This window comes from Lachnospira pectinoschiza (assembly GCF_900103815.1).
In the GTDB taxonomy this organism is placed as follows: Bacteria; Bacillota; Clostridia; order Lachnospirales; family Lachnospiraceae; genus Lachnospira; species Lachnospira pectinoschiza_B.
The window spans coordinates 47,122-73,203 of sequence record NZ_FNHZ01000009.1 but is presented as its reverse complement, the minus strand read 5'-3'; the positions used below and the strand labels follow the sequence as shown (position 1 = coordinate 73,203).

Annotated in this window: 21 protein-coding genes; 8 read left to right on the top strand and 13 right to left on the bottom strand. The window is 36.9% G+C overall.

Going from position 1 to position 26,082, the window contains the following annotated elements:
- Positions 1-394 precede the first annotated feature (394 nt).
- The 8 genes from BLQ66_RS11230 (at position 395) to BLQ66_RS11195 (ending at position 8,628) form a co-directional block, all read left to right on the top strand.
- Positions 395-604 (top strand): hypothetical protein, encoded by a 210-nt coding sequence (locus tag BLQ66_RS11230; protein WP_074522228.1) that lies wholly within the window; start codon positions 395-397, stop codon positions 602-604.
- A 186-nt stretch (positions 605-790) separates the two neighbouring features.
- Positions 791-1,549, top strand: a complete 759-nt coding sequence (locus tag BLQ66_RS11225; RefSeq protein ID WP_027431269.1) for a DeoR/GlpR family DNA-binding transcription regulator — start codon at positions 791-793, stop codon at positions 1,547-1,549.
- Between the two features lie 63 nt (positions 1,550-1,612).
- Positions 1,613-2,539 (top strand): 1-phosphofructokinase, encoded by a 927-nt coding sequence (gene pfkB / locus BLQ66_RS11220; RefSeq protein ID WP_074522227.1) that lies wholly within the window; start codon positions 1,613-1,615, stop codon positions 2,537-2,539.
- A 36-nt stretch (positions 2,540-2,575) separates the two neighbouring features.
- A complete protein-coding gene (locus BLQ66_RS11215; RefSeq protein WP_074522226.1) occupies positions 2,576-4,483 on the top strand; it encodes a PTS fructose transporter subunit IIABC in 1,908 nt (635 codons plus the stop codon).
- Between the two features lie 98 nt (positions 4,484-4,581).
- Positions 4,582-4,845: an HPr family phosphocarrier protein gene (locus BLQ66_RS11210; protein WP_027431272.1), complete on the top strand. Its 264-nt coding sequence runs from the start codon at positions 4,582-4,584 to the stop codon at positions 4,843-4,845.
- Positions 4,846-5,082: 237 nt separating this feature from the next.
- A complete protein-coding gene (locus BLQ66_RS12175) occupies positions 5,083-6,930 on the top strand; it encodes an autotransporter outer membrane beta-barrel domain-containing protein (RefSeq protein ID WP_143453010.1) in 1,848 nt (615 codons plus the stop codon).
- Positions 6,931-7,037: 107 nt separating this feature from the next.
- Entirely contained in the window at positions 7,038-7,766 is a 729-nt protein-coding gene (locus BLQ66_RS11200) for a sigma factor (RefSeq protein WP_074522225.1), read from the top strand.
- A gap of 1 nt (position 7,767) precedes the next feature.
- Positions 7,768-8,628 (top strand): anti-sigma-I factor RsgI family protein, encoded by an 861-nt coding sequence (locus tag BLQ66_RS11195; RefSeq protein ID WP_074522224.1) that lies wholly within the window; start codon positions 7,768-7,770, stop codon positions 8,626-8,628.
- A gap of 253 nt (positions 8,629-8,881) precedes the next feature.
- On the opposite strand, the gene BLQ66_RS11190 is transcribed toward BLQ66_RS11195, so the two are convergent.
- The 13 genes from BLQ66_RS11190 to BLQ66_RS11130 form a co-directional block, all read right to left on the bottom strand.
- Positions 8,882-9,685, bottom strand: coding sequence for a response regulator (locus BLQ66_RS11190; RefSeq protein ID WP_074522223.1), 804 nt, complete (start codon positions 9,683-9,685; stop codon positions 8,882-8,884).
- 107 nt (positions 9,686-9,792) lie between these two features.
- On the bottom strand, positions 9,793-12,819 hold the full coding sequence (locus BLQ66_RS11185; protein WP_074522222.1) for a hybrid sensor histidine kinase/response regulator: 3,027 nt from the start codon (positions 12,817-12,819) through the stop codon (positions 9,793-9,795).
- A 175-nt stretch (positions 12,820-12,994) separates the two neighbouring features.
- Positions 12,995-14,296, bottom strand: coding sequence for a phosphopyruvate hydratase (gene eno / locus BLQ66_RS11180; RefSeq protein ID WP_027431274.1), 1,302 nt, complete (start codon positions 14,294-14,296; stop codon positions 12,995-12,997).
- A gap of 148 nt (positions 14,297-14,444) precedes the next feature.
- Positions 14,445-15,284 (bottom strand): DegV family protein, encoded by an 840-nt coding sequence (locus BLQ66_RS11175; protein WP_027431275.1) that lies wholly within the window; start codon positions 15,282-15,284, stop codon positions 14,445-14,447.
- A gap of 125 nt (positions 15,285-15,409) precedes the next feature.
- Positions 15,410-16,192: a DUF2225 domain-containing protein gene (locus BLQ66_RS11170; RefSeq protein ID WP_074522221.1), complete on the bottom strand. Its 783-nt coding sequence runs from the start codon at positions 16,190-16,192 to the stop codon at positions 15,410-15,412.
- A 123-nt stretch (positions 16,193-16,315) separates the two neighbouring features.
- Positions 16,316-16,927 carry a TetR/AcrR family transcriptional regulator gene (locus BLQ66_RS11165; RefSeq protein WP_074522220.1) on the bottom strand — a complete coding sequence of 204 codons (612 nt, stop codon included), beginning with the start codon at positions 16,925-16,927 and terminating at the stop codon, positions 16,316-16,318.
- A 527-nt stretch (positions 16,928-17,454) separates the two neighbouring features.
- A complete protein-coding gene (locus tag BLQ66_RS11160) occupies positions 17,455-17,760 on the bottom strand; it encodes a type II toxin-antitoxin system PemK/MazF family toxin (protein WP_074522219.1) in 306 nt (101 codons plus the stop codon).
- A 46-nt stretch (positions 17,761-17,806) separates the two neighbouring features.
- On the bottom strand, positions 17,807-18,790 hold the full coding sequence (locus tag BLQ66_RS11155) for a LacI family DNA-binding transcriptional regulator (RefSeq protein ID WP_027431278.1): 984 nt from the start codon (positions 18,788-18,790) through the stop codon (positions 17,807-17,809).
- A gap of 1 nt (position 18,791) precedes the next feature.
- On the bottom strand, positions 18,792-20,411 hold the full coding sequence (gene ptsP, locus BLQ66_RS11150; RefSeq protein WP_074522218.1) for a phosphoenolpyruvate--protein phosphotransferase: 1,620 nt from the start codon (positions 20,409-20,411) through the stop codon (positions 18,792-18,794).
- Positions 20,412-20,432: 21 nt separating this feature from the next.
- Positions 20,433-20,690: an HPr family phosphocarrier protein gene (locus BLQ66_RS11145; RefSeq protein ID WP_027431280.1), complete on the bottom strand. Its 258-nt coding sequence runs from the start codon at positions 20,688-20,690 to the stop codon at positions 20,433-20,435.
- Positions 20,691-20,931: 241 nt separating this feature from the next.
- The gene (locus BLQ66_RS11140) at positions 20,932-21,309 is read right to left on the bottom strand and encodes a response regulator (RefSeq protein WP_074522217.1); all 378 of its coding nucleotides are present in this window, start codon (positions 21,307-21,309) and stop codon (positions 20,932-20,934) included.
- A gap of 2 nt (positions 21,310-21,311) precedes the next feature.
- A complete protein-coding gene (locus tag BLQ66_RS11135; protein ID WP_074522216.1) occupies positions 21,312-23,504 on the bottom strand; it encodes an ATP-binding protein in 2,193 nt (730 codons plus the stop codon).
- A gap of 4 nt (positions 23,505-23,508) precedes the next feature.
- The gene (locus BLQ66_RS11130) at positions 23,509-26,079 is read right to left on the bottom strand and encodes an ATP-binding protein (protein ID WP_074522215.1); all 2,571 of its coding nucleotides are present in this window, start codon (positions 26,077-26,079) and stop codon (positions 23,509-23,511) included.
- Between the last annotated feature and the right edge of the window lie 3 nt (positions 26,080-26,082).

Sequence of the window (26,082 nt, the reverse complement as noted above, 5' to 3'; positions counted from 1 at the left end):
TGGCACTTTGTGCCACCTGTCAGAAGGGGCTTTAACCCCTTCTGACACTAGTAAGCTTTATACCCCCGCTTAAAGCTTACGCTTTTGAAGCGGGGAATTGCTTACACTGCGTTCATTAAATTTTTGTCTTTTGCTTTACAAAATTTATATTATCATAATGTTTAATCTTTAAAAAGAATAAATTTACATCTTTTTATCCATTAACGTGCAGATTTTACATTTTTATAATTATGAAAATCTATCTTAGGCCAAAATGCACAATAATTATGTAAATAATCCAAGAAACTATATTTAATCTGTAGTTTCTATTGTATTTCTGCCGATACAAGAGTATAATTATACTATAACGGAAGAGATGATAATTAAGTTTTGTTCTTAAAAAGGGGATGTCAACATGAGCGATTTTAGAAACTATCTTGACTATCCTAGGAATTTTCTTTCAAGTAATAACTATGTTAATCGAAATGACAGTATTAGCAAATCCACCAAGACTGCTAGTATTGAAACGGTGACCAAGGAAGATCCTACCACAGATCAGAGCTCGTTTGCAGAAGTTATGGCCGAGCTTGGAAGTTCTGGAAGTTCCTTCGATACTAAAATCTAATTGATTTATAAGGACCACTTTAGTGGTCCTTTTTTTATTTTGAAATCGTCAAAAATAATCAGAGATAATTTGTTAATTTTTTCGATTTTGATTGATTTTGATTGACATTATACTAATAACATGATATGTTATTAATATAACATAGTCCATTTTAGATGAATCTACATTTTAAAGAAAGGAGCTTTTATGCTAACCAAAGAAAGACATGACATCATAGTTAAAACTGTAAATGATAAGAACACTGTAACTGTTGCACAACTAGTAGAATTATTAGGAGTTTCAGAGGCAACAGTCCGTCGTGACCTTAATGCACTTGATAAGAAAGGTCTCTTAATAAAGGTCTTTGGTGGTGCTACTGCTATTCAAGAACCAACTCGCGTTAAGGAGTTTAATGTTCCAGAAAGAGCAAAGATTAATATCGAAGAGAAGGATATTATTGCTAAGTATGCAGCATCTCTTATTCACGATGAAGATTTAGTATTTATAGATTCAGGAACAACAACTTTAAAATTAATAGATTATCTAAAGGGTAGTAAGGCTACATTTGTTACAAACGGTATTGTACATGCCGCTAAATTAGCCTCTAAGGGTTACAAGGTTTATATCGTCGGAGGTCGCATAAGACCTGAGACAGAGGCTATTGTAGGTCCTGAATGTATTGATAGTATTTATAAGTACAACTTTACTAAGGCCTTCCTTGGAGCTAACGGAATTACTAAAGAAGCTGGTTTTACAACACCAGACGTAGATGAGGCACTCATAAAGACTAAGGCAATTGAGCGTTCATATACTTCTTATGTTTTAGTGGATCATACAAAGTTTGGCTTACTATCAACTATTAGTTTTTCAAATTTAAATGGAACAAGTATTGTTACTGACTATATTCCTGAAACTTTTAAGTATTTTAAAAATCTTACCGTAATAAAAGAGTTAAAAAAGAACTAATTTAGTTTCGCTTAATTATGGGAGATTTTGGCAAAATAAATTCTTTAGAAAGGAGGATTTAAGGTGGTTTACACAATTACTTTTAACCCGGCTCTTGATTACGTAATGAGAATGAATGGCGATTTAGATATTGGCGAGACCAATAGAAGCCAGAGCGAAGAACTCTATTACGGCGGTAAGGGAATCAATGTTTCTGTTGTTTTAAACGAACTTGGAATCTCTAATGTTTCTCTTGGATTTATTGCTGGATTTACTGGAGATGCTATTAATGAAGGCGTTGCCAAAATGGGGGTAACAACTGATTTCATTAAGCTTCCTAAGGGAATCTCAAGAATCAATGTTAAGCTTAAAGCTAGCAAAGAAACAGAAATTAATGCACAGGGTCCCGATATTGACCAGGCCTCAATTGATGCATTATTTAAGAAAATCGATGCAATAAAAGACGGTGATTGCATCATTTTAGCAGGAAGTATCCCAAAGACACTTCCAAGCGACATCTACGAGAAGATCTTAAAATCCCTTGAGGGAAAAGATGTTATTAAAGTTGTAGATGCAACTAAGGATTTACTTATGAAGGTTTTACCTTATAAGCCATTCCTTGTTAAGCCTAATCAGGCTGAATTAGGTGAATTATTTAATGTCAACATCGAAACAGATGAAGACATAATTAAATATGGTCGTATTTTACAAGACCGCGGGGCAATTAATGTATTGGTGTCATTAGGAAAGCGTGGGGCTTTACTAATACCAGAAACAGGAGAACCTATTCAAATGGGTGCTCCATCAGGAAAGGCTGTAAACACTGTTGGTTCCGGTGATTCAATGGTGGCAGGTTTCCTTGCGGGATATCTAAAGACAAAGGATTATTACGAGGCTTTAGCTCTTGGCTCAGCTGCAGGTTCAGCTACTGCCGTTCTACCAGGCCTTGCTGATAAGAAAACTATTGATATCCAGCGCCAAAAAATTGTTGATGGCGACTTTATCTGTTAAACAGATATTTAGCGCGTATAGATTGGAGGTTTTTATATGAGAGTAACTGATTTACTAGACCCAAAAGGCATACGCCTTGGTGTTGGTCTAAAGGACAAAGAAGATGCAATCGCACAGTTAGTTGCATTGCACGACTCTGTAGGTAATCTAAGCGACCCTGCAGCATTTACAGAAGCTATTAAAGCTCGTGAAGCTAAGGGTTCAACAGCTGTAGGCCAGGGAATTGCTATTCCTCATGGTAAGTCAAGCGCAGTAAAGAAGGTCGGACTTGTAGCTATTACAGCTCCTTCTGGCGTTGACTACGAAGCTCTAGATGGTCAGCCATCTAATTTACTTTTCATGATTGCAGCTCCAGACACAGCTGCAGACACACATCTTGAAGTTCTATCACGACTAATGACAATGTTAATGGACCCAGAATTTGACAAGGCTTTAGTAGAAGCTAAGACAACAGACGAATTCTTAAAGGCCATTGATAAGAAGGAAGCTGAAAAGTTCCCTGAGGCTGTGACAGAAACTCCAAAGCCAGCAACAAATTCATCTTATCAGGTTTTAGCCGTAACAGCTTGCCCTACAGGTATTGCTCATACTTATATGGCTGCTGAAGCCCTTGAATTAAAGGCTAAAGATATGGGGGTATCAATTAAGGTTGAGACAGATGGATCTGGTGGTGCTAAAAATGTATTAACAGACGCAGAAATTGCAGCTGCTGATTGCATTATTATCGCTGCTGATAGAAATGTTGAAATGGCAAGATTTGATGGCAAGAAAGTCATTAAAGTTCCTGTTTCAGATGGAATTCATAAGCCTGAAGAACTTATTAATAAGGCTATTTCTGGTGAAGCAAGCGTTTATACTCATAAGGGTGGCGCAAGCTCTTCAAGTTCATCAAAGTCAGGAAGTTCAGTATATAGACATCTTATGAATGGTGTATCTCATATGCTTCCATTCGTAGTTGGTGGTGGTATTTTAATTGCTATTGCCTTCTTACTTGATGATTACTCAATTGATCCATCAAACTTTGGTACTAACACACCTGTTGCGGCATGGTTTAAGAATGTCGGTGGTTTCGCATTTTCATTCATGCTCCCAATTCTTGCAGGTTATATCGCAATGAGTATTGCTGATAGACCGGGTCTTGTAGTTGGTTTCGTCGGTGGTTATATGGCATCTGTTGGTGCAACATTTGCAGCACCTGGCGGTGATTCAAAGGCTGTTGCAGGTTTCCTTGGTGCATTACTTGCAGGTTTTGTTGGTGGTTACATTGTTCTTTGCTTAGAGAAGATTTGTGATTACCTACCAAAGGCAGTTGATGGTATTAAACCAGTACTTATCTATCCATTGATTGGTACTTTACTTATTGCAGTTGTTATGTGTGCTTTCAACCCACTCGTTGCTATTATTAACAACGGTATCTCAGATGGTTTAAGCTCACTTAGCGGTGCTAGTAGCATTATTCTTGGTATGATTGTAGCCGGCATGATGGCTATTGATATGGGCGGCCCATTCAACAAGGCTTCTTATGCTTTCGGTTTAGCTGCTATTTCAAATGGTAACTACGATGTTATGGCTGCAGTTATGATTGGTGGTATGGTTCCTCCAATCGCAATCGCTCTTGCTACAACAATTTTCAAGAACAAGTTTACAGATACAGAAAGAAAGAACGGTCCTGTTAACTACATCATGGGTCTTTGCTTTATTACAGAAGGTGCTATTCCTTACGCAGCTGCAGATCCACTTCGTGTAATCCCATCTTGTATCGTGGGTTCAGCAGTAGCCGGTGCTCTTTCAATGGCATTTAAGTGTACTCTTATGGCTCCTCACGGTGGAATCTTCGTATTCCCTGTAGTAGGTAATTGGCCTATGTACCTTGTAGCCTTACTCATTGGTGCAGTTGTTGGTTGTGCTCTACTTGGAATTCTTAAGAAAAATGTTGCTAAGTAAATAAATTACTTAACATAATGCAATAAATTTGTTATAATATTCTCAAGAAAACAAGGAAATAACTAGCAATTAGATATATAAACTAGGAGGATTTGACTATGGTATCACAGACACTAAAAATCGTTAACGAACAGGGAATGCACATGAGACCAGCAAGCGTTTTAAGTCAGAAGATGACTCCATTTGCAAGTACAGTTACTATTCATTTTAATAACAACACTTACAATGCTAAAAGCGTTATGGCTCTAATGAGTGCTTGCTTAAAGTATGGTTCAGAATTTACATTAGAGGTAAGTGGACCAGATGAAGAAGAAGCAATGGCTGCAGCCGTTGAAATAATCAATTCAGGTTTAGGTGATTAATGATTAACGACTGATTCAGTACTAGGTTGTTAAACTAATTAATTATAGATGAGTTGTAATAAGAATACATACTATTTTTTTCATTTTAATTTCCTTTTAAATACGGAGAATGCATTTTTTATGAAAATGTATTCTCTGTATTTTTTTGTAAAATTTTCCATTTCGACCCCACTTTTTATTTAGTTACTTTCGTATTAATTAATATAGGATAAAAATAAACTCAGGAGGTAACTAATTATGAAGAAATCGTTTTTAAAGTTTTTTTCGATTTTAACTGTTTTTACAGTTCTTATTTCAAGCCTTTACTTATGCCTAAATACGGTAACTGTAAAAGCTGAACCACCCTCTGATATGGGCGGGGGAATGGGTTCTGGAATGGAGATGATGGGAAATGCGCCAAACGGGGAGGCGCCGGATTCTTTTGGGGCAGCTCCAAACGGGGAAGCACCGGAAGGAGCTCCAAGCGGGGAAGCTCCAAGTGATATGCCAGCTGGCGAGGCTCCTAACTTTAGCCAATCTTCAAGCTCTAGTAGTTCTAGTTCCTCTAGCTCTTCTAGTTCAAGTGCTTCTACTAGCACAGATACAAGCAGTGAAGATAGCGAAACTAGTACAGAGACAGAGACAGCAACTGAAAGCAGCACTGAAGTTACGGAAGAAGTTACACTTTCAAATAGCGAAAAATTTTCTCTATACCAGATTATTAAAAACCTCATTCAGCAGATTAAGGTGATTTTACATATTGAGGATAGTGAAACTCAAATTGCTATGACAAACGGCATTAGCCCTGAGCAAATCACTTCAACTCTTAATGGAGAAGCTCCAAGTGAAGGTACTAGCGATGCTAGCGGAAGCACTTCAAACGCACAAGGCTCTAACGGTATGGGTGGTGCTCCTGACGGTATGGGTGGCGCTCCTGACGGTATGGGTGGCGCTCCTGACGGTATGGGTGGCGCTCCTGGTGAAATGGGTGGTGCCCCTGGTGAAATGGGTGGCCAATCAAGCTCGGGTTCAACAAGCGGAACAGCTGCTAATACATTAACAGCAGATGCTTCAGGCACTAGCTATAGTTCTACTAATGCTGATGAAAATGCTATCTTAGTCAGCGGTTCAAGCATTACCCTTAGCAATATCACTGTTAATAAGACTGGATCTTCTTCCGGTGATGATGCAGATTTCTACGGAATTAACGCCGGTATATTAGCAACTAACAGCGCTTGCCTTACACTTGCAAATGCTACTATTACAACTAATGGTACACATGCCAACGGCGTATTTTGCTATGGTTCAGGCACTACAGTAAATATTAGCGACTCTACTATTACAACTTCAGGATCAAATTCTGGAGGTATTATGACAACTGGCGGCGGCACTCTTAATGCTACTAACCTTACAGTTAATACTTCAGGTAACAGCTCAGCAGCTATTCGTTCTGATAGAGGTGGCGGAACAGTTACTGTAAAGCAAGGAACTTATACATCAACTGGTGTTGGTTCACCAGCTATTTACTCAACAGCTAATATTTCAGTAGCTAGTGCAACTCTTAAGGCAACTAAATCAGAGGCTGTAGTAATTGAAGGTGGCAACTCTGTTAACCTTTCAAATGTAACTATTTCAGGTAATAACTCAACTCTTAATGGACAGTCTACAACAAAGACTAACGTACTTATTTACCAGTCAATGTCAGGTGATGCCTCAGATGGTACTTCAAGCTTTACAATGTCAGGGGGTACAATGACAGCAAATACAGGCTGTATGTTCCATGTTACTAACACTACTGCAACTATCACTCTTTCAAATGTAAGCTTTAATTATGCTTCAGATAGCGACGTATTCCTTGATGCTTCTGCAGATGCTTGGGGAAGTTCAGGTAGCAACGGTGGTAAAGTAACTCTAAACCTTAGTAATCAGGACATTACTGGTGTTATTACCACTGACAGCTCTTCTTCTGTAGCCCTTAATATGACTAACTCTTCAACTTGGACATTAACTGGAGATAGCTATATTACTAGCCTTTCAGGCGACACATCAGGCATTAACTTAAACGGCCACACACTTTATGTAAATGGTGTTGCTTGGTCTAACTAATCTAATAAGAGGACAGATATTTACTAATAATTTGATATGTCTACCTCCATGTGATAAAATACAGGTAACTATAAAGGTTAAAACTATATAATCACATGGAGAGTAACATGTCAGAAAACACAAATAAAGAGGCTCTTTTAGCTGCAAAGGATGAGCAAAAAAGAAGTGACTTTATAGCAAAATATGAACAGGCTATTTTACGCACTGCCTCTTCCTCCTCCCATAAATATGTAACTAAAGAGGAGGATGAATGGTCCATCGCACTTGTTGCATTTTCAAAGGCCATTGATTCATATTCAGAGGATAAAGGAGACTTCCTACCCTTTGCCATGATGCTAGTAAAAAGGGCTCTAATCGATTATTACAGACAAAATAAGAAGCATGAAAATGAACTTTCCATTTCGCCAAATATAATGAACGGTGGCCAACAATCAGAGGAGGATTTAAGCCTACACAAAGAAATCTCAAAGGCCAGCCTAGAAAAGGAATCCAATCTTTCAAAGGAACTTTTACTAAAAGACGAAATCGAAGGGGCAAATGAAATGCTAAAAGAATACGGCTTTAGCTTTTACGACCTTACTAAAGCCTCGCCAAAGCAGGATAAAACGAAGGAAATCTGTGCAGAGGCAATTAGATGCATTTTAAATAATAAGGCCTATTTAGAGGAATTAGAGGCCAAGAAGAAGCTGCCCATTAAGGCACTTTCAAAGGAGCACGACCTCTCTAAAAAAATCCTTGATAGATACCGGAAATACATCATTATGGCGGTTTTAATCCTATCTAAGGACTATCCGTTACTAGCGGCCTACTTAAAATTTGTAAGAAAGGAGGAATAAGATGAAAGCTGTTGTTATGGAAATCAGAAAGAAAGACATTGCCTGTTTAACAGATGATGGCACCTTTATAAGACTTAAAAACGAAAATCAAAGACTTGGCCAGGAGCTTGAAACTGAGAATTTCACAGTTCTTTCTGATAAGGAAAATATTATCTCTTTCTCAAAGAAAACAAAAATAATTGTAGCCTCTATTGCAGCTGCTCTTATTCTCTCTATTGGTGCTTTTGCAGGGCTTTACTACACCCCTTACGGCACTGTTACCCTTGCAGCGGATTCCGGCATTGAATACACCATAAACCGCTTTAATTATGTAATCGGAGTAAAGGCTAGTAACGAAGAAGACGAGACGATTCTAGAGGAAATTGATAGTTCTAGTTTAACCAATAAAAGCATTGAGGATGCCTTATCTGAAACCATTGAAAAGTTAGAGGAAAACGGCCATTTAAGTGAAGATTCTAGCGACATTTCCATTAGCACTGACTTAAATAGTTCTAAGAAATCAAGAAAGCTTCAAGAAAAGCTAGAAACACAGGTAGAGAGCTTAACAAAGCCTGAAACTAATGATCAGAATAATGAAAATGTGCCAGCAAACGATAATTCTCCAGCAGAAAATGACGAGGCTCCTAATGGCGAAAGACCAGCCGATGCCCCTAATGAGGGCTCAAAGGGAGAAGCTACTGATGGTGCCCCTAATGGCGCTCCTAATGAAAATGGTGAAGCTAACGACGGCGTTGCACCAGACGGCATAGCTCCAGAGGGCGTTTCTCCAGAGGGTATGAATTCTAATGGAAACGGGGAAGCTCCTAATGAAAACAATGAGGGGGCATTCAGACAAGGACCTGCTCCTGCTGATGCTTCGTAAAGCGGACATTCGGAATCCGCTTCGCTACTTCCTCATGAACGCAGTGGCATTTTGTGCCACCTGTCAGAAGGGGCTTTAACCCCTTCTGACACTAGTAAGCAATCCCCCGCTTAAAGCTTACGCTTTTGAAGCGGGGGATTGCTTACACTGCGTTCAAAGTAAATGAATTTGTTTATAAATAATAATAAAAAGGCAATTTATGGATTCACTCTAGATTCTTAGAGTTCCACAAATTGCCTTTATTATTATCTTATTATGTTCTTAAATTCTTTCCAAGCTCATTAAATTTCTCTTTTCTTTGCTTTTCAAAGAAGTCATTAATACTTGATAAAACTACCTCTTTTGACTGAGACTTAAGCAAATAAGCCTCTGGCTTTGGATTAAGAGATAAAACCTCCATAACACTGTCCTTATCTGACTTTGCAGTTAAAAACATAACTGGGATATTAGCTGTATCTTTCTCACTTTTTATCATCTCATAAACCTTAGCCCCTGTAATGACTGGCATTTCATAGTCTAATAAAATCAAATCTACTTTATTGGTTGCAAGGAAGGTAATTGCACTCATACCAGAATTTACCATAAATACCTGATACTTCTCATTTAGCCATGATTTCATAGTTCTTAGCATAGTTCCATCATCATCGCAAACCAATATTCTTTTTTTCTCCTCAATCTTAGAACGCTTATCCATTACTTCTTCTAAAACAACGGTTAAGTTCTTAATATTAATCGGTCTTTTAAAGATACCAGATATGAGATCATCCTCAATTGCAGGCTTTAGAGAATTAACCTCCTTATCACTACCAACAAGGTATAATAATCTATCCATATCATCCTTTAAAAGGTTATTAATATATATTAAATTCTCATCATTTAAAGCAAATTCGCGCTCTAGATACATAATAAACAATTCCGGTAATTGACCAACAGCCTTAATTGATTCTTCGTCAATCTCAGCCCTTGTTACCTTAAAACGGGCCTTAATTAACTCCTTTTCAATTGCACCCACCATAAAAGAATTGCTATCGCCTAATAACAGAACTTTCTTGTCCATATTCGACCTCACTTAGTTAATTTTGTCCATAATGTTATATTTTACTAGAAATCTTTTTATTTGCAACAATTAATATTTTTAGTAATTAAAATTTAGTTAGATGATTTTTAATTATCTGCATTAACTTCCTTTAAAAGTGCTGTTAATCCATCAATATCTACTGCCGCCATAAGCTGAATTAACTTGTCATAAACCTCCTCATATTCTGCTGGAACTGAGTATTCATCAAGCATATCCATAATAGAATCCGCTCCATCAAAATCAAAGGCTGCCACAAGCTCCTCTAGACTTCTAAAGGCATCCTTTAACATGTTAATTTCAATCTCTGGCTTATAAACCTTACTAGCCCCATCCTTTCTCAAAACAGTGTTAATTTTGTCCTTATATGTTAGGAGATCCTCTAAAAACTTTGGTGTTAAACTATTGATCTCGTCAACATTTTCATCCATACCATTCTGCTCGAGGCTTGCAGCCCTACGGGAAATATCCATAGCACCTATAAGTCTTGCAGAACTCTTAATTGAATGCACCTGAATTGTGTAATTTCTAATATCCCCTTCTTTGTAGTATTTCTCAATCATGTCATGCTTTGAATCAATGTTAATTAAGAAATTCTCCAAAACCTCTTCAAGCACATCCTCGCCGCCACAGTTTTGCACCGCCATATCAAAATCGATGCCTTCCACATCCTTATTAAAACGCTCCTCTGCGTTTAATTTAGCGCCCTGACTCTTAACTGCTGTGCCGCCGTAATGATTCGTTCCAATAGTAATATTTGAGCTAGAAGCTGCGCTTTCGCTAGGCTTTTCCTTTTCACTATTAGATACATTTTCCATAGGCTTAAGAAGGTTAATCTTCTCCTCTGGCACAAGCCTAACAATCATATCTTCAAGCCTTGCCCCATCCACTGGCTTTGACATATAGTCTGTAAAGCCCTCCTTTAGATACATGTCCCTAGCGCCGGAAACCACGTTGGCAGTAAGGGCAATAACGGGCACGCCTACATTTTTATTCTCCTCAGATTCATTCATGAGATGCAAGAGCTCAATGCCGCTCATATTTGGCATTCTATGATCTATGAAAATGACATCATACCTTATAGTCTTTATAAGGCCCAGAGCTTCAACACCGCTTAGAGCTGTGTCTATCTTAACTCCGGTATTTTTGAGCAAGCCCTTAATTACTATTAAATTCATCTCTGTATCATCAACCACGAGTATTCTTACATTATCTGTCTTAAAGCTTTCTGAATACTCCTGACTTCCATCCTGTGCTTTAATATATGATTCCACGAAATTACCCATAACCTCTCTGCGAATAATTTTCTGATTGATTTCTATTAAAAATCTAGAACCTACTCCAACTTTACTATAGACCTTTAAATTAGCTCCCATCATCTCTAGAAGCTTTGTTACAATACTCATTCCAAGGCCTGTGCCTTCTGTGGTTCTGTTGCGCTTCATATCTAGTCTTTCAAATGGGCTAAAGAACTTGTCCATATCTTCCTTGGCAATTCCCATGCCCGTATCCTCAACCCAGATTTTAAGCCTTATCTGGTCGTTTGCTATGTCATCAAAGCCAACCCTTAGGGTAACTGAACCTTCTGGCGTATACTTAACTGCGTTAGTAAGTAAATTCAAAACACACTGTTTAAGCCTCAATTCGTCCCCGTAGAGGATTTTTGGAAGGTAAGGGTCTACAAATACGTTAAAAGCTAAACCCTTGTCCTTGGCCCTAGTATCAATCATTACCACTAGGTCATTTATAGTAGAACTTAAATCATATTCAATGTTTATGATTTCCATTTTTCCAGCTTCAATTTTAGAGAAATCCAAAACGTCACTAATAAGTGAAAGTAAGGTATTTCCTGCATTTTTTATGTTATAAGCATATTGCTTTATATTGCGTTCACTAGTCTCTCGAATAATTAACTCATCCATGCCAAGCACTGCATTTATCGGGGTTCTAATTTCATGAGAAATGCTTGATAGGAAGTTATTCTTTGCCTCATTAGCCTGCTTTGCAATCTCAAGCTCCGTCTTTAATTCCTGCTCTTTATTAATCTTATCAATATAATCCATAACGTCTTGCATTACATTGTTTAGATTGTTATAAAGAATCAGCATATCCCCTTTTCTCTTAGGTTGCAGCTTAACATATTCCTTAACAATTCTTACTCTTTCCTCATCAGAATTTGCCATACCAAATTTCTTTAGGTAATTGGTCATGTGCCTGATTGGAAAAAGCACTGAGGTCTGAATGGAATATATGAAAATGGATACCACCGGAATTACCATGCAAGCAATAATACTAGTTACTCTAAAGATAAATTCTAGATGACCAATTCCAACAGAGGTGGAAAGATATCCCGTCTTTGAATACTGCAAAATATAGGCTCTTGTGTAATCACTATCAACGTCTGTAACCCTAAGGGATAGGGAGCCAATAACTCCTGCCACCAAAGATATAAGTATCAATTCAACAATAATGTAGAGCACCACTCTTCTTCGTAAATCCGACTTTATATCAAAGATCTGGTCTTCTTCATTATCAACATAATTAGCTGTGTAAAAATGTCCCACAGAGAATAAATTTTTCTTTCGATCCTCTAAATTAATTAGGACATTATAAATTATTACAAATGCGAAAACTACCTGAGATAAGGAGCCTACATAAAATTTAAACAAGTTATAAGCTGTACAAACTGGTAACGCATTTATACCACACAAGGCAAGTATTATCACGTTGCCTATAGAAACATAAAGGGAAACTATAATAAAACCTATTGTTATAGTCTTATAGGAACGGAACCACCATTTTCTCGCCATCATATACATAATAATAACCAAAAATAAATGTACCGATATTCTAGCCGCCAACTGTAAATCAAATATAACCTGTCCTCCAAAGATTAATAAAATATATATCATTGCAGGTACATAGCCTAGAATTCCGGAAATTAGCATAGTCGGCAAAAAATCTAAATAATAAACCATACCATTATAGCTTAAGAAGAATATATTTTCCCTTAAATCAGCACAGAATATAATTACAGAAAATATAACCGCAAAAGCCTCTATTAGATAATGTATAATTTTTTCTTTTTTCTCTAAATTTTGTGGATAAAAATCCATATATAAACCTCATTTAATCAAACAATCACGAATTCAACTAGGTTAATTATAGCACAAAGATAGTTTATATACAATTATGCATAGATACAAAAAGGGCACTCCCAAAAGGAAGTACCCTTAAATTGATTTATTTAGTTATTAGCATATAGTCAACTATTAATTGCTTAAGGCTTAATTACTTCTGTACGTTGAAAGCCTTCATACCTGGGTATGTAGCTGCACAGCCAAGCTCTTCTTCAATACGAAGTAACTGATTGTACTTAGCAACTCTTTCTGATCTAGAAGGAGCACCAGTCTTAATCTGGCATGTGTTAAGAGCTACAGCTAAATCAGCGATTGTTGTATCTGCTGTTTCACCTGATCTATGAGATGAAATTGCTGTATAGCCAGCCTTGTGAGCCATCTTAATAGCTTCAAGAGTCTCTGAAACTGAACCAATCTGGTTAAGCTTAATAAGTACTGAGTTAGCAGCACCCATTTCGATACCCTTTGAAAGTCTCTTAGTATTAGTAACGAATAAATCATCACCAACTAACTGAACCTTCTTGCCAAGCTTTTCAGTCATTCTCTTCCAGCCTTCCCAATCTTCTTCATCAAGACCATCTTCAATTGAGATGATTGGATACTTGTCAACTAAGCTCTCCCAGTGAGCAATAAGCTCATCTGATGTAAATGTCTTACCTGACTTTGGCTGCTTATAGAAACCAACACCCTTAGATTCATCCTTCCATTCAGAAGAAGCAGCATCCATAGCAATCATGAAGTCCTTACCTGGTTCATAACCAGCAGCCTTAACAGCCTCAAGAATTGTTTCAATTGTCTCTTCATCAGATGAAAGGTTAGGAGCGAAACCACCCTCATCACCTACTGATGTAGCAAGACCCTTGCCCTTTAAAATCTTAGCAAGTGCATGGAATACTTCTGCACACCATCTAAGAGCTTCCTTAAATGAAGGAGCACCTACAGGCATAATCATGAATTCCTGTGTATCTACTGTGTTAGTAGCATGAGCACCACCATTTAAGATGTTCATCATAGGTACAGGAAGTGTTGTTGCCTGAGCACCACCAAGGAATCTGTATAGAGGAATATCAAGTGAGATAGATGCTGCTCTAGCTGCTGCGATTGATACAGCAAGAATTGCGTTAGCACCTAACTTATCCTTATTCTCTGTTCCATCAGCATCAAGCATAGCCTTATCTACAGCATATGTATCTGATGCATCTAAACCGATTAATGCGTCGTTAATAATTGTGTTGATGTTCTCTACAGCCTTAGTAACACCTTTTCCAAGATATCTAGACTTATCACCATCTCTTAACTCAAGAGCTTCAAAAACACCTGTTGATGCACCTGAAGGAGCTGTTCCGCGTCCAATTGTGCCATCTACTAGATATACCTCAGCTTCAACTGTTGGATTTCCTCTTGAATCAAGAATCTCTCTACCTACAACTTTTTCAATTTCTAAATAATTCATTATAGTTGCCTCCAAATTTTCTTTTAATTAGTTATTACTAACCGATAACCAACACCATTTTATCATCTAAAAAATGTATACACAATAAAGCTAAGAACATTTGACAAAGAATTAACGATAATATTTATCAATAAGAAAATGTATAGACCTATACACTTACTACAATGCCGCCATCATAGGCATATAGCGAGCTAACTCCCGCTGTATCCACGATAACAACCTCTTTAATTTCCATTGCCTTCTCAATTAACTCCTTGAGCTTTAACGCTCTTGCTGGCGCATTACAATGAGCTATAACTAAGGTCTTATTAGCTGAATCAACTGTGTCTGCCTTGATATAATCAATCATATGCGCTAGTGCTTTGTCCATCCCCCTACTCTGACCTAGTTTAACGATGCTTCCATCGTCACCCGCCATAATTGGCTTGATGTTAAGAGCAGATACCAAAGCTGCTTTTAAGTTTGATAGACGGCCATTCTTTCTTAAAACCTCAAGAGTTTCAAGAACGAAATAAGTTCCCATTCCAGCTCTAAACTTTTCAATTCTCTCAACAACCTCTTCAAAACTTAAGCCTTCCTTAACTGCTCTCTCAATCATAAAAGCAATTAAAACCTCGCCTGCAGCGGCTGATCTAGAATCAAAAACATGAACCTTATTAGTTCCGCCATCTTCTTTATACATTTCACCTGCAAGTACTGCCGCATTATAACTTCCACTTAACTTAGAAGATAATGTCACGACGTAAATGTCAGTATCAGTTACATTCTCAAATTCATCAATATATCTTTGTGGTGATGGACATGCTGAATGAGCACCATTCTTAGACTCTTTAACTCTTCTTAAAAAGTCTAACTGATCAAAGGTCTCATCATCAATTATTTCATCATCATCCACAACAAGTGTAAGAGGAACTACTGCGAAATGCTCGTCTTTTCTGTATTCCTCTGGTAAGTCACAACAACTGTCAACTACAATCTTATAAGCCATTAATCTCTCCTCCAAATACCATTATCCTTCAAGACATATATATACACGTTACGTAGTTTTTAATACTAGATTATGTTATCCTAGATAACTTTGTATGTCAAGACTGTATGCTTACTCCCTAGCTTTTAAAAAGCATCCATTTTCTTTTCCTTGCATAAATCCATCATGTCTCTAGCCTTTTCCTTAACCTTAGGATTTACCTTCTTTGAAACCACTACCTTTGATAGGTAATTTAAGGCCTCGTCATAATCCCCACAATTCATGGCAAGGACGCCAATAAGGAATTCAATGGATTCTTCATCCATACCACAAAGTGGTGGATACTCCTTAATTAAGGCCTCTGAAAAGCCCTTATAGGCCTCTTCTCTGTACTGTAAAAGGCCCTGCTCATAAACAATATATTTACTAAAATCTTCGTCAGATAATTCATTTTTATCTCCACCATCTAAAATCTGCTCTAGTCTTCCCTCGTATAACCAAGAGAGCTTTAGGCACAAAAAGGCGCACTCACTTAACTTTGCAGGTAGTTTATTAATTGCTGTTAGTAAGGCCATCTTATAACGTACAATAGCATCATCATATGTATAAAACGGCTTATTAGACATATCAACACCTGCAAATTTACTTCCAATTACCTCGTTTAAATGAATTCTCTGGCTATCTGATACAATATCAAATTCTCTTGAAACCGCAGAATACCCACATACTGGACACATAATAACATCGTATTTAACTGTATCGATATTAGAATATCTAGGTCTTAAATCATCATCTGTGCCTATAAATCTTGCTTTTCCAGTTCTTACCTGCTTATAGGTGAAATCAGCATTACATGCGGCACACTTACATTTCTTGTCAAATATCAAATCCGATTCGCTTACTGTCTTCTTTTCATTATTACCGCCCATATTCAACCTCATCAAATATTAAATTTATACACTAGTAGTATTTAAATTATATCATTGATTTACAAAAAAGAAAAGAGCCTGACTCCCCAGTCAGACTCTTTTCTTTCACGTTTATTTTATTTGTTACACCCTGAAAATTTCTCGCCAACCTGGCTCAAAAAAGTCAATTAATGTTTGAAGAAATTGCTCTGCTTGACTTCTTGTAAAATCTCTTCTTACAACTTCAAACAAGGCTCCATAATATGCACGCATCAAGATCTGCATATATTCTGGCTTCACGGTATTAATAGGAACTTTTTTCTCTTTGGCAATCTGAATAAAAGAATTAACATCCTTTAATTCACGCACAACAATGTCATCAAGAAAATTCTCGTATTTAGTTCCCGTTGAGCAATAGATAATAAGTTTAAAAGCATCAAAATCTGCGTATAACATGTTTAACACGTTCTCAATACTATTCGTATCATAGATAGCCTCTAGATTATCCTCATCAATCCTTTTGATGCTATCTCTCTTCACGCTCTCGTAATAGTTATTGAATTCATCCATTGCAGGTTGTACCACTTCGTCAAACAACGCCTCTTTGTTTGTGAAGAGCTTGTATAACCCTGCGACACTAATTCCCACGTCGCTGGCAATGTTACGCATGGAAGTGTGCTCAAAACCGTTCTCTAGAAATTCGAGTTTGGCTTTAGCCACGACTAAGTCTCGAACCTCTTTAGTTAATTTCGGCATTGTGCCTCCATTCACACTACGACTATATTTCTGTCCCTAATGGCTTGCGTCATCAAGGACGCAATGAGTTTGGCGTAGTCCAAACTCTAGAATTCATGAAACCAAAGTTTAAATCCCAATCAGCTCTAGTTTTGAATTCTTTCTTTCTCCCGTCTACTTATCCCGAAGGTTCCCCAGCAGTGTTATCTCCCTACATATATCTACTTAAGTTCTAAGGGATCCCACCCCACTTAGATACTCGTATTACAGCAGTAAAGTGTTCGTTAACACTGTTTACAGTATAATTTACTGAATTTAGACGGTCAAGGGGGTTTTTTACGTGGAAATATTTGACTATCAAACTATCGAACAAAGCTAGATTTTATCTAGGTTTGTTATTTATATACCAATAATATAGTTTCTTAAATTACCCCCTTTTTGTATCTAAATTTGGGGGTAAAAGGGGGTAGATATAACAAAAATACCCACCCCCTTTTAGTCCTTATAACAAAAAATCATAAAAAAAGGATTAGTTTTTATACTAATCCTTAGAAAAATTTCATCATACTATTCACTGTTCTAGTAATCTCTGCTATGTCTTCATAGCTTATATGATCTATTGCTTTATATTGTTTAGCCAGTAGATTGATACGTCTTACCTGATCACAGCAAGCATATCCTTTTATCTTCTCACCTTCAACATAAACATGTTTGTCATTGTTCTTGTCTTCATCAATTATAGGACACACCATTACCTTTGCATCCCTAGCATTCTCGTTATTATTAATTACTAGCGGAACAAAATCAATTCCTGCTACTTCAATAATATCACCTTGTTTAATATTTGCTGCCATCTAATCTCCTTTGCTTTTCGCCAGCCTATATTTAACCTTTACATTGCTATCTTGTTGAATCATTCTCAATTATTTCGTAGCCAAGCATTACCTCGTTAGCACTAATAGGTATCTCTCTAATTAAATTTAGTAACATAGCAGCACCCTTAGCACCAGCCTCTTCATAGTGATACTTAACTGTTGTAAGTGTTGGCGTAATAGCCATTGAAAAGTCAGAATAGTCGTGTCCTACAACCTTAACGTCTTCAGGAACTCTCTTTCCTCTATCCTGTAAATACTTTATTGCACCTACAGCAACTCTATCTGAGGCACAGACAACACCATCAAGATCCGGATAGTTACTATACAAGCTCTCCATGATTAAATATCCAGATTGCTTCTTAATATCGCTAGTACTTATCTGACTGTCTTCACAAGGCAAATGAGCATCCTTTAAGGCCTTTATAAAGCCCTTTCTTCTCTGCTTACCATTGGAAATGTCTGCATCATTAAAGCCAATAAAAACAATTCTTTTACAGGCCTTCTCAATTAGAAAATTAGTCACCATATAAACTGCTTGGTAGTCATTATAATAAATGCAATTGCAGCCCTCTACATTCTGTCCAATTATAACCACAGGACATTTCAATTTATCAATTGCAAGTCTATGCTTATTAGTTACCATAGAACTTAGCAATATAACTCCATCCACTCTATTCTCATTAAAAACCTGAAGGTACTTTAGTTCCTTAGATACATCGTCACCGGTGTTTCCAAGTAATAATTGATAGCCTTCAGTTTCTAGTCTATCCGATATGCCATTAACAACTAAGTTAGTTGCAGTGGAATTAAGTCTTGGAATTATAACGCCAATTAGCTTTGTCTTCTTAGTTCGCAAAGTTTGTGCCTGGGGAGATGGGACATAGCCCGTCTCCTCAACCACTTTCCTTATTGCTTCTCTTTTTTCATCAGAGACATAGCCATTATTAAAATACCTAGAAACAGCTGCGTTAGATACGCCAGCCAATTTAGCTATTTCATTAATCGTCATATTAATCCATCTCTCTAACTATCTTTCTTAACTTAAGCACCATTGAAGGTGATACTGAAAGCTCATCAAGTCCCATCTTAACAAACTCTTCTGTAAGCTCTGTATCAGCTCCTAATTCACCACAAATACCACACCAGATACCTGCCTTGTGAGCATTGTCTGTAGCCATCTTAATCATTCTTAAAACAGCTGGATGATGTGAATCATAGAAATCATCTAAGTTCGCATTCTGACGGTCAATTGCAAGTGTGTACTGTGTTAAGTCGTTAGTACCAATACTAAAGAAGTCAACTTCCTTAGCAAGCTCTTCACTCATAATTACAGATGCAGGAGTTTCAATCATAATACCCTGCTCTGGAATTCTATATTCAATACCAAGAGAAGTAAGCTCATCTGCTACTTCCTTGACAATTTCCTTAATCTTTCTTACTTCAGCAACTGAAATAATCATAGGATACATAATAGAAATGTTACCATAAACAGCAGCTCTTAAAAGGGCACGTAACTGTGTCTTAAAGATATCTGGCTGCTTTAAGCAAATTCTAATAGCTCTATAACCAAGAGCTGGGTTGTCCTCTTCACCTAAGTTAAAGTAATCAACCTTCTTATCAGCACCAATGTCGAGAGTTCTGATAATAACCTTCTTATCAGCCATGTTCTGAGCTACCTGCTTGTAAGCTCTAAACTGCTCTTCTTCACTTGGGTAATCTTCTCTACCAAGGTATAAGAATTCTGATCTAAATAAACCGATACCTGAAGCATCGTTCTCAAGAACAAGTGCAACATCACTAACAGCACCGATATTAGCATAAATGTTAATCTTCTTACCGCTCTTAGTTACATTCTCCTTACCCTTTAACTGATTAAGGAGTTCTGCCTGTTCTTCCTGCTTCTTAATCTGCTTCTTAACTTCAGACTGCATCTCAGCTGAAGGATCAAAAGTAACTTCACCCTTAATACCATCAACTACAGCAAGTGTACCATTCTTAATCTTAGATAAATCCATATCTACTGATACTAATGCAGGAATGTTCATCATTCTAGCAAGGATTGCAGTATGTGAATTAGTTGAACCATGAACTGTTACGAAGGCAAGAATCTTCTCCTTATCCATCTGAACAGTCTCACTAGGAGTTAAATCATCTGCAATAATTACAGATGGTTCCATAGATGAGAAGTCAACTACTTCATTACCCTGTAAAATGTTAATAAGACGGTTTGAAACGTCTCTAATATCTGCAGCTCTAGCTCTCATATAATCATCATCCATAGCTGCAAACATCTCAGCAAAATTATCACCTGCAACAGCTACAGCAAATTCTGCATTAACATTCTCTGTTCTAATGATATTCTTGATAGAATCGTTATAATCCATATCTTCAATCATCATCTGATGAGCTTCAAAAATTGCTGCTGAAGCCTCACCAACTTCCTTTAAAGCCTTATCATATAAAGCTCCTAACTGCTTAATTCCTTCTGCAACAGCAACATCTACTCTTGCAACTTCAGAATCTGTATCAGTAATCTTTTCACGAACTACTGGTTTATCTTTCTTATCCAATACAACTACGTTACCCATTGCAACGCCCTTAAATACTGATTTACCTGTAAATTTATCCATAATTAACCTCGATTCTTTAAATTATAGATTGTTCTCAAAGAAGTCCTTGATGCTAGCAAATGTAGCTTCTTCATCTCCGCCTTCTACATTAACAGTTACAGTATCGCCACACTTAACACCCATTGCCATTAAAGCCATAAGCTTTGTTGCTTCTGCTGATTTATCACCCTTGCAAACTGTGATCTTAGAATCATAGTTCTTAGCTTCCTTTACTAAAAGACCTGCTGGTCTAGCGTGAATTCCTACTTCGTCTTTAATTACATAATCAAATGATTTCATTTCAAAACCTCCAAAATTAATAATCTAATAATCAATGTGTCTCAACTGAAAGCCTTACATTTCATACGTTAAGCCCCCACTTAATAAATATGCAAATGTGAAAACGTTTACAGTTCATACTAAAATTATAACATGTGATTTTTTGTTGTAAATTGCTATTTTCTATATAATCACATGTTATAATTTGGTAATTATGCACAATTCAATTTATTTATGTTTAAGAAGAATTGAGTATTTATGCTTATTTGTGAGCGTTTCTCCCGAAAGTCTTTTCCACGCTTTCTAAGAGTTTTTCTGGTAAAAATGGCTTCACAATATAATCATTTACGCCTAATCTCTTAGCCTTTAAAACCGTTTCTCTGTCAGCGGAAGATGTAAACATTAAGATTGGAATGCTATTCCATTTCTTATTTTGCTTAACTAAGGACATAACCTCAAAACCGTTCATCATTGGCATTTCAATATCTAACATAATAAGATCCGGCTCAAAATCCTGAATCATATCAATACCATCAATTCCTGAACTTGCACATTTTACCTCATACTCATCCTTTAAGACGTAATCTGCAAGCTTTAAAATCATTTTGTCATCATCAATAATTAATATCTTCTTATCCATCCTTATGCCTCCTCTCGATAGCCCTTAATAACCTCAATAGTACTCCTATACAAAGATAAAAATGCTCTTGCATTAGACTTTATATAGTCTAAATCTCCTCGTTTAAACGCCAGCTCTAAATCCTTAGCGCTTCTTGTAAGCTCCATAGCGCCAATGGTTTGAGAGGTGTTTCTAACAGAGCGAAGTGTAAGCAAAAATGCGTCCCAATTTTCTACTTGAATGTAAGTAAGTAAATCTCCAATTTTCTCATTTTCTACATAAGTATTTAACATATCTTCATAAAAGGCTACATCATTCATGCAATACTTTAAGCCCATCTCCACATCAAAGCCCTTCAAACCCTTTTCAAGCTTAAGAATTTCCCCTCTTTGAGGCTTATTCTGAGTGTGCTTGTTTTCCTGTTTACTTGGCTCGATTTTCTTTGTTACATTAATAGGCTCTACCCTTTGTTGCTTGTCTTCCTTAACCAAATTTGGCTTTATCTTTGTAGGTTTTTTCGTATCTTTCTCGGCTAATTTAGCCTTCTTTTGTACTGGCTTTTTTTCTTTAACCTCCTTAGTTATAGGCATCTCTGCCCTGTCTTTATCCTCCTTAACGAGATCTAACTTAACATCACTTTTTTTCTTTTCCTGCTTTTCAATTTCAAGCCCTACCTCTGCTAGTTTGTTAGCAAGCAAATCTTCTTTAATATCAAGCTCCGCCTTGGTTTTACTAAAATCCTCCTCCATTATAAGAGGCTCCACCTTAGCAGGCTTATCAACTCCTTGTACTACTCCAAAGGAAAATGTTGTGCCCTTTCCATACTCGCTCTTAAACTTTAATTTACTACCCATTAAAGAAAGAAGTCTCGTGGCGATATTTAGGCCAAAGCCTCGGCCCTTTGCATTTTTGTTATAACCAACAATTCCAGATTTCAGGCTCTTTTCTAGGCTCTCTTTTTCTTCTGGCCTCATACCAACTCCAGTGTCTGAAACCTCAATGGTCATCTTGCCCTTATTCTCATCCTCCTGATTCCACAAGGCCTTAAAGTTAACTTTGCCCACTTGAGTGAATTTCAGAGAATTAAATATAAGAGAAGATATGATTTGTGAAAGTCTAGGCCTGTCCCCGTAAAGTTTCTTAGGGAAGTCCTCATCAATTTCATAATCAAAATCAAGACCCTTTTCTCGAGCATTATTTTTACCAATCTCCACACAGTCCTCAAGCATCTCCCGAGGTGAATACTCCTCCACGTTTAACTCCATCTTATCATCTGTTAAACTTATGTAATCATTAATATCCTTAAGAGTTTCCTTTAACTTTCCTACAGAATCAATGATTTTTTCTGTATCCTTTAGGATATCCTGATCCGCCGTTTTAGCAGATATCTTCTGAGTGTAAGCATTTATCCGGTTAACTGGCGTCTTAATGTCCTGTCTAATACTTTTTAAAAATGTATCTTTAGACGCATTTAAATCTAAGACCTTATTAGTGGCCTCCTTCGCCTTATTAGTCACATCGTTTAGTTTATACATTGCCTCTATAAAAAGCCTATAATCAGGTGTTTCCATAGCAAGGAAGGTAATCCAGATTCCCACTGAAACAAAGAACATAGTAAGTAAAATGTCCTGAAAGAAGAAGAACTGAATCACAAGTCCTATCAATATCAAAAACATGTACATGCCAAAGGATACCAACTGCTTTACAGAGAAACATTTTCTATTAAGCACGGCAATTACCGAAGCATACAAAAGATAATAGATAGGCAGTATAAAAACTAGGAAATAAAGTGGTCCATGCACATAGCCCTCAGTGGCATTAAAGCTGAAAACAAACCCAATAGGGATATTTACCACAAGCATTACACAAATGGCGCAAACCACTACTTTACCTATAATTACATCCACATCTTTTTTATCGCTAACCCTTACATAGGCATTGATGTATTTTGTGTAGGAATAGCCCATTAGGGCAATAGTCACGAAATACACCGTGTTTAAAAGGCTGTTAAACCAGAAGGGAACAATATTGCCATATGAAATTGTAAGTGCTGTTGTTAAATCAAGAACTGTGGCTACTAAAGCCCACATAACCAAATCTCTAAAGGCCCTGCTTACATCTGTTTGTGTTACAAAAAAGTAATTCATACACAGCCATAAAACCATGTCGAATACCGCTGCAGCAATTTCAAAATCAATATTATAAGCTAGTTCCAAGTTATCACCTCCAGCCCAACATCTTTAGTAATTTCTCGTAGCTTTCCATTAGATAAGCCTGTTTTTGATGTGCAATATCTATATTTCCAGCCTTAACTCCCTGCTCGATTTCCTTGCAGAGAGCCGAAAAATTCTTAGCACCAATAGTAAGAGATGTACTCTTTAAACCATGTACAGCAATTCTATAATTATTAAAGTCATTAGCTTCATAGAATTTCTTAATATCCTCGAAGCGATTTTCCTTAACGTAATCTGCCTTTAACTCATCGTATAGCTCTCTAATTCCGCCGCAATATTCCATACCCGTCTTGTCATCGATATAGCAGATATCCGCCATATCAATAGCATCTGCCACTGCATTTTCAACGGTTTTCTTAGTATCTAGATTATTGGCATCTAATTTCGTTATATCAAGTAAGCCACCCTCCTCGATGATCTTATTAAAATCCTCATCCTTAGTTGGCTTGTCATACCATCTATAATTCTCATGCCAGTTTTTATCCACTTCCTCATCCACGATGCTATCCGGTGGTAAATATTTTCTTATGATGGCCTCTAGCTGCAACTCCCTAATAGGCTTTGCTAAATAGTCATCAAAGCCAATGGATAGGTACTCTTTCTTAGCCCCATTAATGGCATTGGCCGTAAGCATAATAATAGGTGTTTCCCTATTTAAATTATCCTTATCCGCCTTAATTTCCTTAAAGGTCTCAACGCCGTCCTTGCCAGGCATCATATGATCAAGGAAAATCATGTCATAGTTTACATTTCTAGTAAAGGCAATGGCTGTGTTACCGTTGTCGCAGTAATCAATGCCAATATTTGTATTTTTAAGGAGGCCCTCCACTACCTTAATATTTGCCGGAATATCGTCCACCACAAGGATTTTTACATCATTTACCACAAAGGAAATGTGTCTATTCTCCTCATAGTCCTCATCGTTTTTAAGAGAGGAAATATCTCCAAGAAGCTCGTCTCCATCTAGCTTTTGAGGGATTGTTATGGTAAATGTAGAACCCACGCCATATTCACTTTCCACCTCAATGCTGCCTCCCATAAGGTCTACTAGCTGCTTTGAAATAGAAAGACCAAGGCCTGTGCCCTCTACCGCATAATTTCTCTCAATATTAATTCTCTGGAAGGTATGGAAAAGATTCGATAAATCCTCCTTTTTCATACCCTGACCCGTATCTGTCACCTGAACAATTAAGTTTATTATGTCCGCCTCATCTGTTGGAGAATAGCCAACAAACATGGTAACACTGCCGTAATCTGTATATTTTATTGCATTTGTTAAAATGTTATTAATAATCTGACGGATTCTAATGGCATCACCAATTAAACATGCCGGAACTTTAGTATCATTTTTTAAAACCACTGATAAACGCTTACTTTTAGCCCTCATCATAATCATGCCAATACAGTCATGAATCATGCTCTTTAGATTGTAGCTAGTCTCAACTATTTCCATTTTTCCTGATTCAATCTTAGAAAAATCAAGGATGTCATTAACTATGGTGTAGAGATTATTACTGGCTTTCTCAATATCTCTTGCATAGGATAGGATTTCAGGGTCCTTAGAATCCCTTAGAATCATGGTATCCATACCAATAATGGCATTAATAGGAGTTCTTATTTCATGAGACATGTGGGCAAGGAAATTAGACTTTGCCTTATTTGCCACCTGAGCCTGCTGTTTAGCCTCATCGGCTTCCTTTTTAGCCTCTCGCAATTTATTATTTTGAGACTCCATGATTTCTACCTGCTTTGCAAGCATTTCTGAGGAAACCCTTGAATTTTCTAGCAAAGTCTCCATAAGTCTCACAATAAGCACGATTACCATAATGATGCTATAAACTGTAATTCCGTATCTAAAGTAGGTGCCCTTTACATTTTTAATATCACCAAAGCCTAAGCAGACATCGATAATACCGCAGGAAATGGATACAAAAAGTCCGATTTCTTCAAGTTTTAAATCCCAGACCTTAAGCCTGTGATTTTCTAGGGTACAGCATACAAAGAAGACAATTAAATCTATTACAATGTAGCTATAAGTTGAAAGGAAGATATATTTTACATCTATAGCTTTTGATAAAAAGAGACCTAATTGTACAAAGAAAATAAGGAAGGATAGCAAAAGCATCACATCATATAATCTTCTATATTTATTGCCATATTGTTTTTCGTAATAAAGTAAAAGTAAAATTGGAATCGTCATTAGAATACTGATTAAACCAGTGGTGTAGGTGGTTTCAACGTAGAAATAACCGCCTATATACTTGCTTTCTAGAAAGAAATAAAGAGTTGCAAGTAAATCAAATAAAGTAAGATATTCAAGGCCAGTATTACGGCCATCCACGAACCTGCGAATGACAGTAATACCCCATGAAATCAAAAAAGTCAACAAAATAAGAAGGTCACAAATAAAATTGACCATATTACTAACTGCGCTAAATGGCAGTGTATTCATATCATATTTTATAACGTCCTTCATCTGATAGCTGATGAAGTCTATAATCAAAAGAACGAATTCTCCAAGCAGAAGAATCCATAAAGCCTTCTTATACCCCTTCATATC

Bases quoted from the DNA above. Each gene is read 5' to 3' on its own strand.
- BLQ66_RS11155 (WP_027431278.1), bottom strand. From the start codon at position 18,790: ATGACGATTAATGAAATAGCTAAATTGGCTGGCGTATCTAACGCAGCT.
- BLQ66_RS11210 (WP_027431272.1), top strand. From the start codon at position 4,582: ATGGTATCACAGACACTAAAAATCGTTAACGAACAGGGAATGCACATG.
- BLQ66_RS11215 (WP_074522226.1), top strand. From the start codon at position 2,576: ATGAGAGTAACTGATTTACTAGACCCAAAAGGCATACGCCTTGGTGTT.
- BLQ66_RS12175 (WP_143453010.1), top strand. From the start codon at position 5,083: ATGAAGAAATCGTTTTTAAAGTTTTTTTCGATTTTAACTGTTTTTACA.
- BLQ66_RS11230 (WP_074522228.1), top strand. From the start codon at position 395: ATGAGCGATTTTAGAAACTATCTTGACTATCCTAGGAATTTTCTTTCA.
- BLQ66_RS11140 (WP_074522217.1), bottom strand. From the start codon at position 21,309: ATGGATAAGAAGATATTAATTATTGATGATGACAAAATGATTTTAAAG.
- BLQ66_RS11195 (WP_074522224.1), top strand. From the start codon at position 7,768: ATGAAAGCTGTTGTTATGGAAATCAGAAAGAAAGACATTGCCTGTTTA.
- BLQ66_RS11165 (WP_074522220.1), bottom strand. From the start codon at position 16,927: ATGCCGAAATTAACTAAAGAGGTTCGAGACTTAGTCGTGGCTAAAGCC.
- BLQ66_RS11190 (WP_074522223.1), bottom strand. From the start codon at position 9,685: ATGGACAAGAAAGTTCTGTTATTAGGCGATAGCAATTCTTTTATGGTG.
- BLQ66_RS11200 (WP_074522225.1), top strand. From the start codon at position 7,038: ATGTCAGAAAACACAAATAAAGAGGCTCTTTTAGCTGCAAAGGATGAG.
- BLQ66_RS11145 (WP_027431280.1), bottom strand. From the start codon at position 20,690: ATGAAATCATTTGATTATGTAATTAAAGACGAAGTAGGAATTCACGCT.
- eno (WP_027431274.1), bottom strand. From the start codon at position 14,296: ATGAATTATTTAGAAATTGAAAAAGTTGTAGGTAGAGAGATTCTTGAT.
- BLQ66_RS11160 (WP_074522219.1), bottom strand. From the start codon at position 17,760: ATGGCAGCAAATATTAAACAAGGTGATATTATTGAAGTAGCAGGAATT.
- ptsP (WP_074522218.1), bottom strand. From the start codon at position 20,411: ATGGATAAATTTACAGGTAAATCAGTATTTAAGGGCGTTGCAATGGGT.
- BLQ66_RS11185 (WP_074522222.1), bottom strand. From the start codon at position 12,819: ATGGATTTTTATCCACAAAATTTAGAGAAAAAAGAAAAAATTATACAT.
- BLQ66_RS11170 (WP_074522221.1), bottom strand. From the start codon at position 16,192: ATGGGCGGTAATAATGAAAAGAAGACAGTAAGCGAATCGGATTTGATA.
- BLQ66_RS11225 (WP_027431269.1), top strand. From the start codon at position 791: ATGCTAACCAAAGAAAGACATGACATCATAGTTAAAACTGTAAATGAT.
- BLQ66_RS11175 (WP_027431275.1), bottom strand. From the start codon at position 15,284: ATGGCTTATAAGATTGTAGTTGACAGTTGTTGTGACTTACCAGAGGAA.
- BLQ66_RS11130 (WP_074522215.1), bottom strand. From the start codon at position 26,079: ATGAAGGGGTATAAGAAGGCTTTATGGATTCTTCTGCTTGGAGAATTC.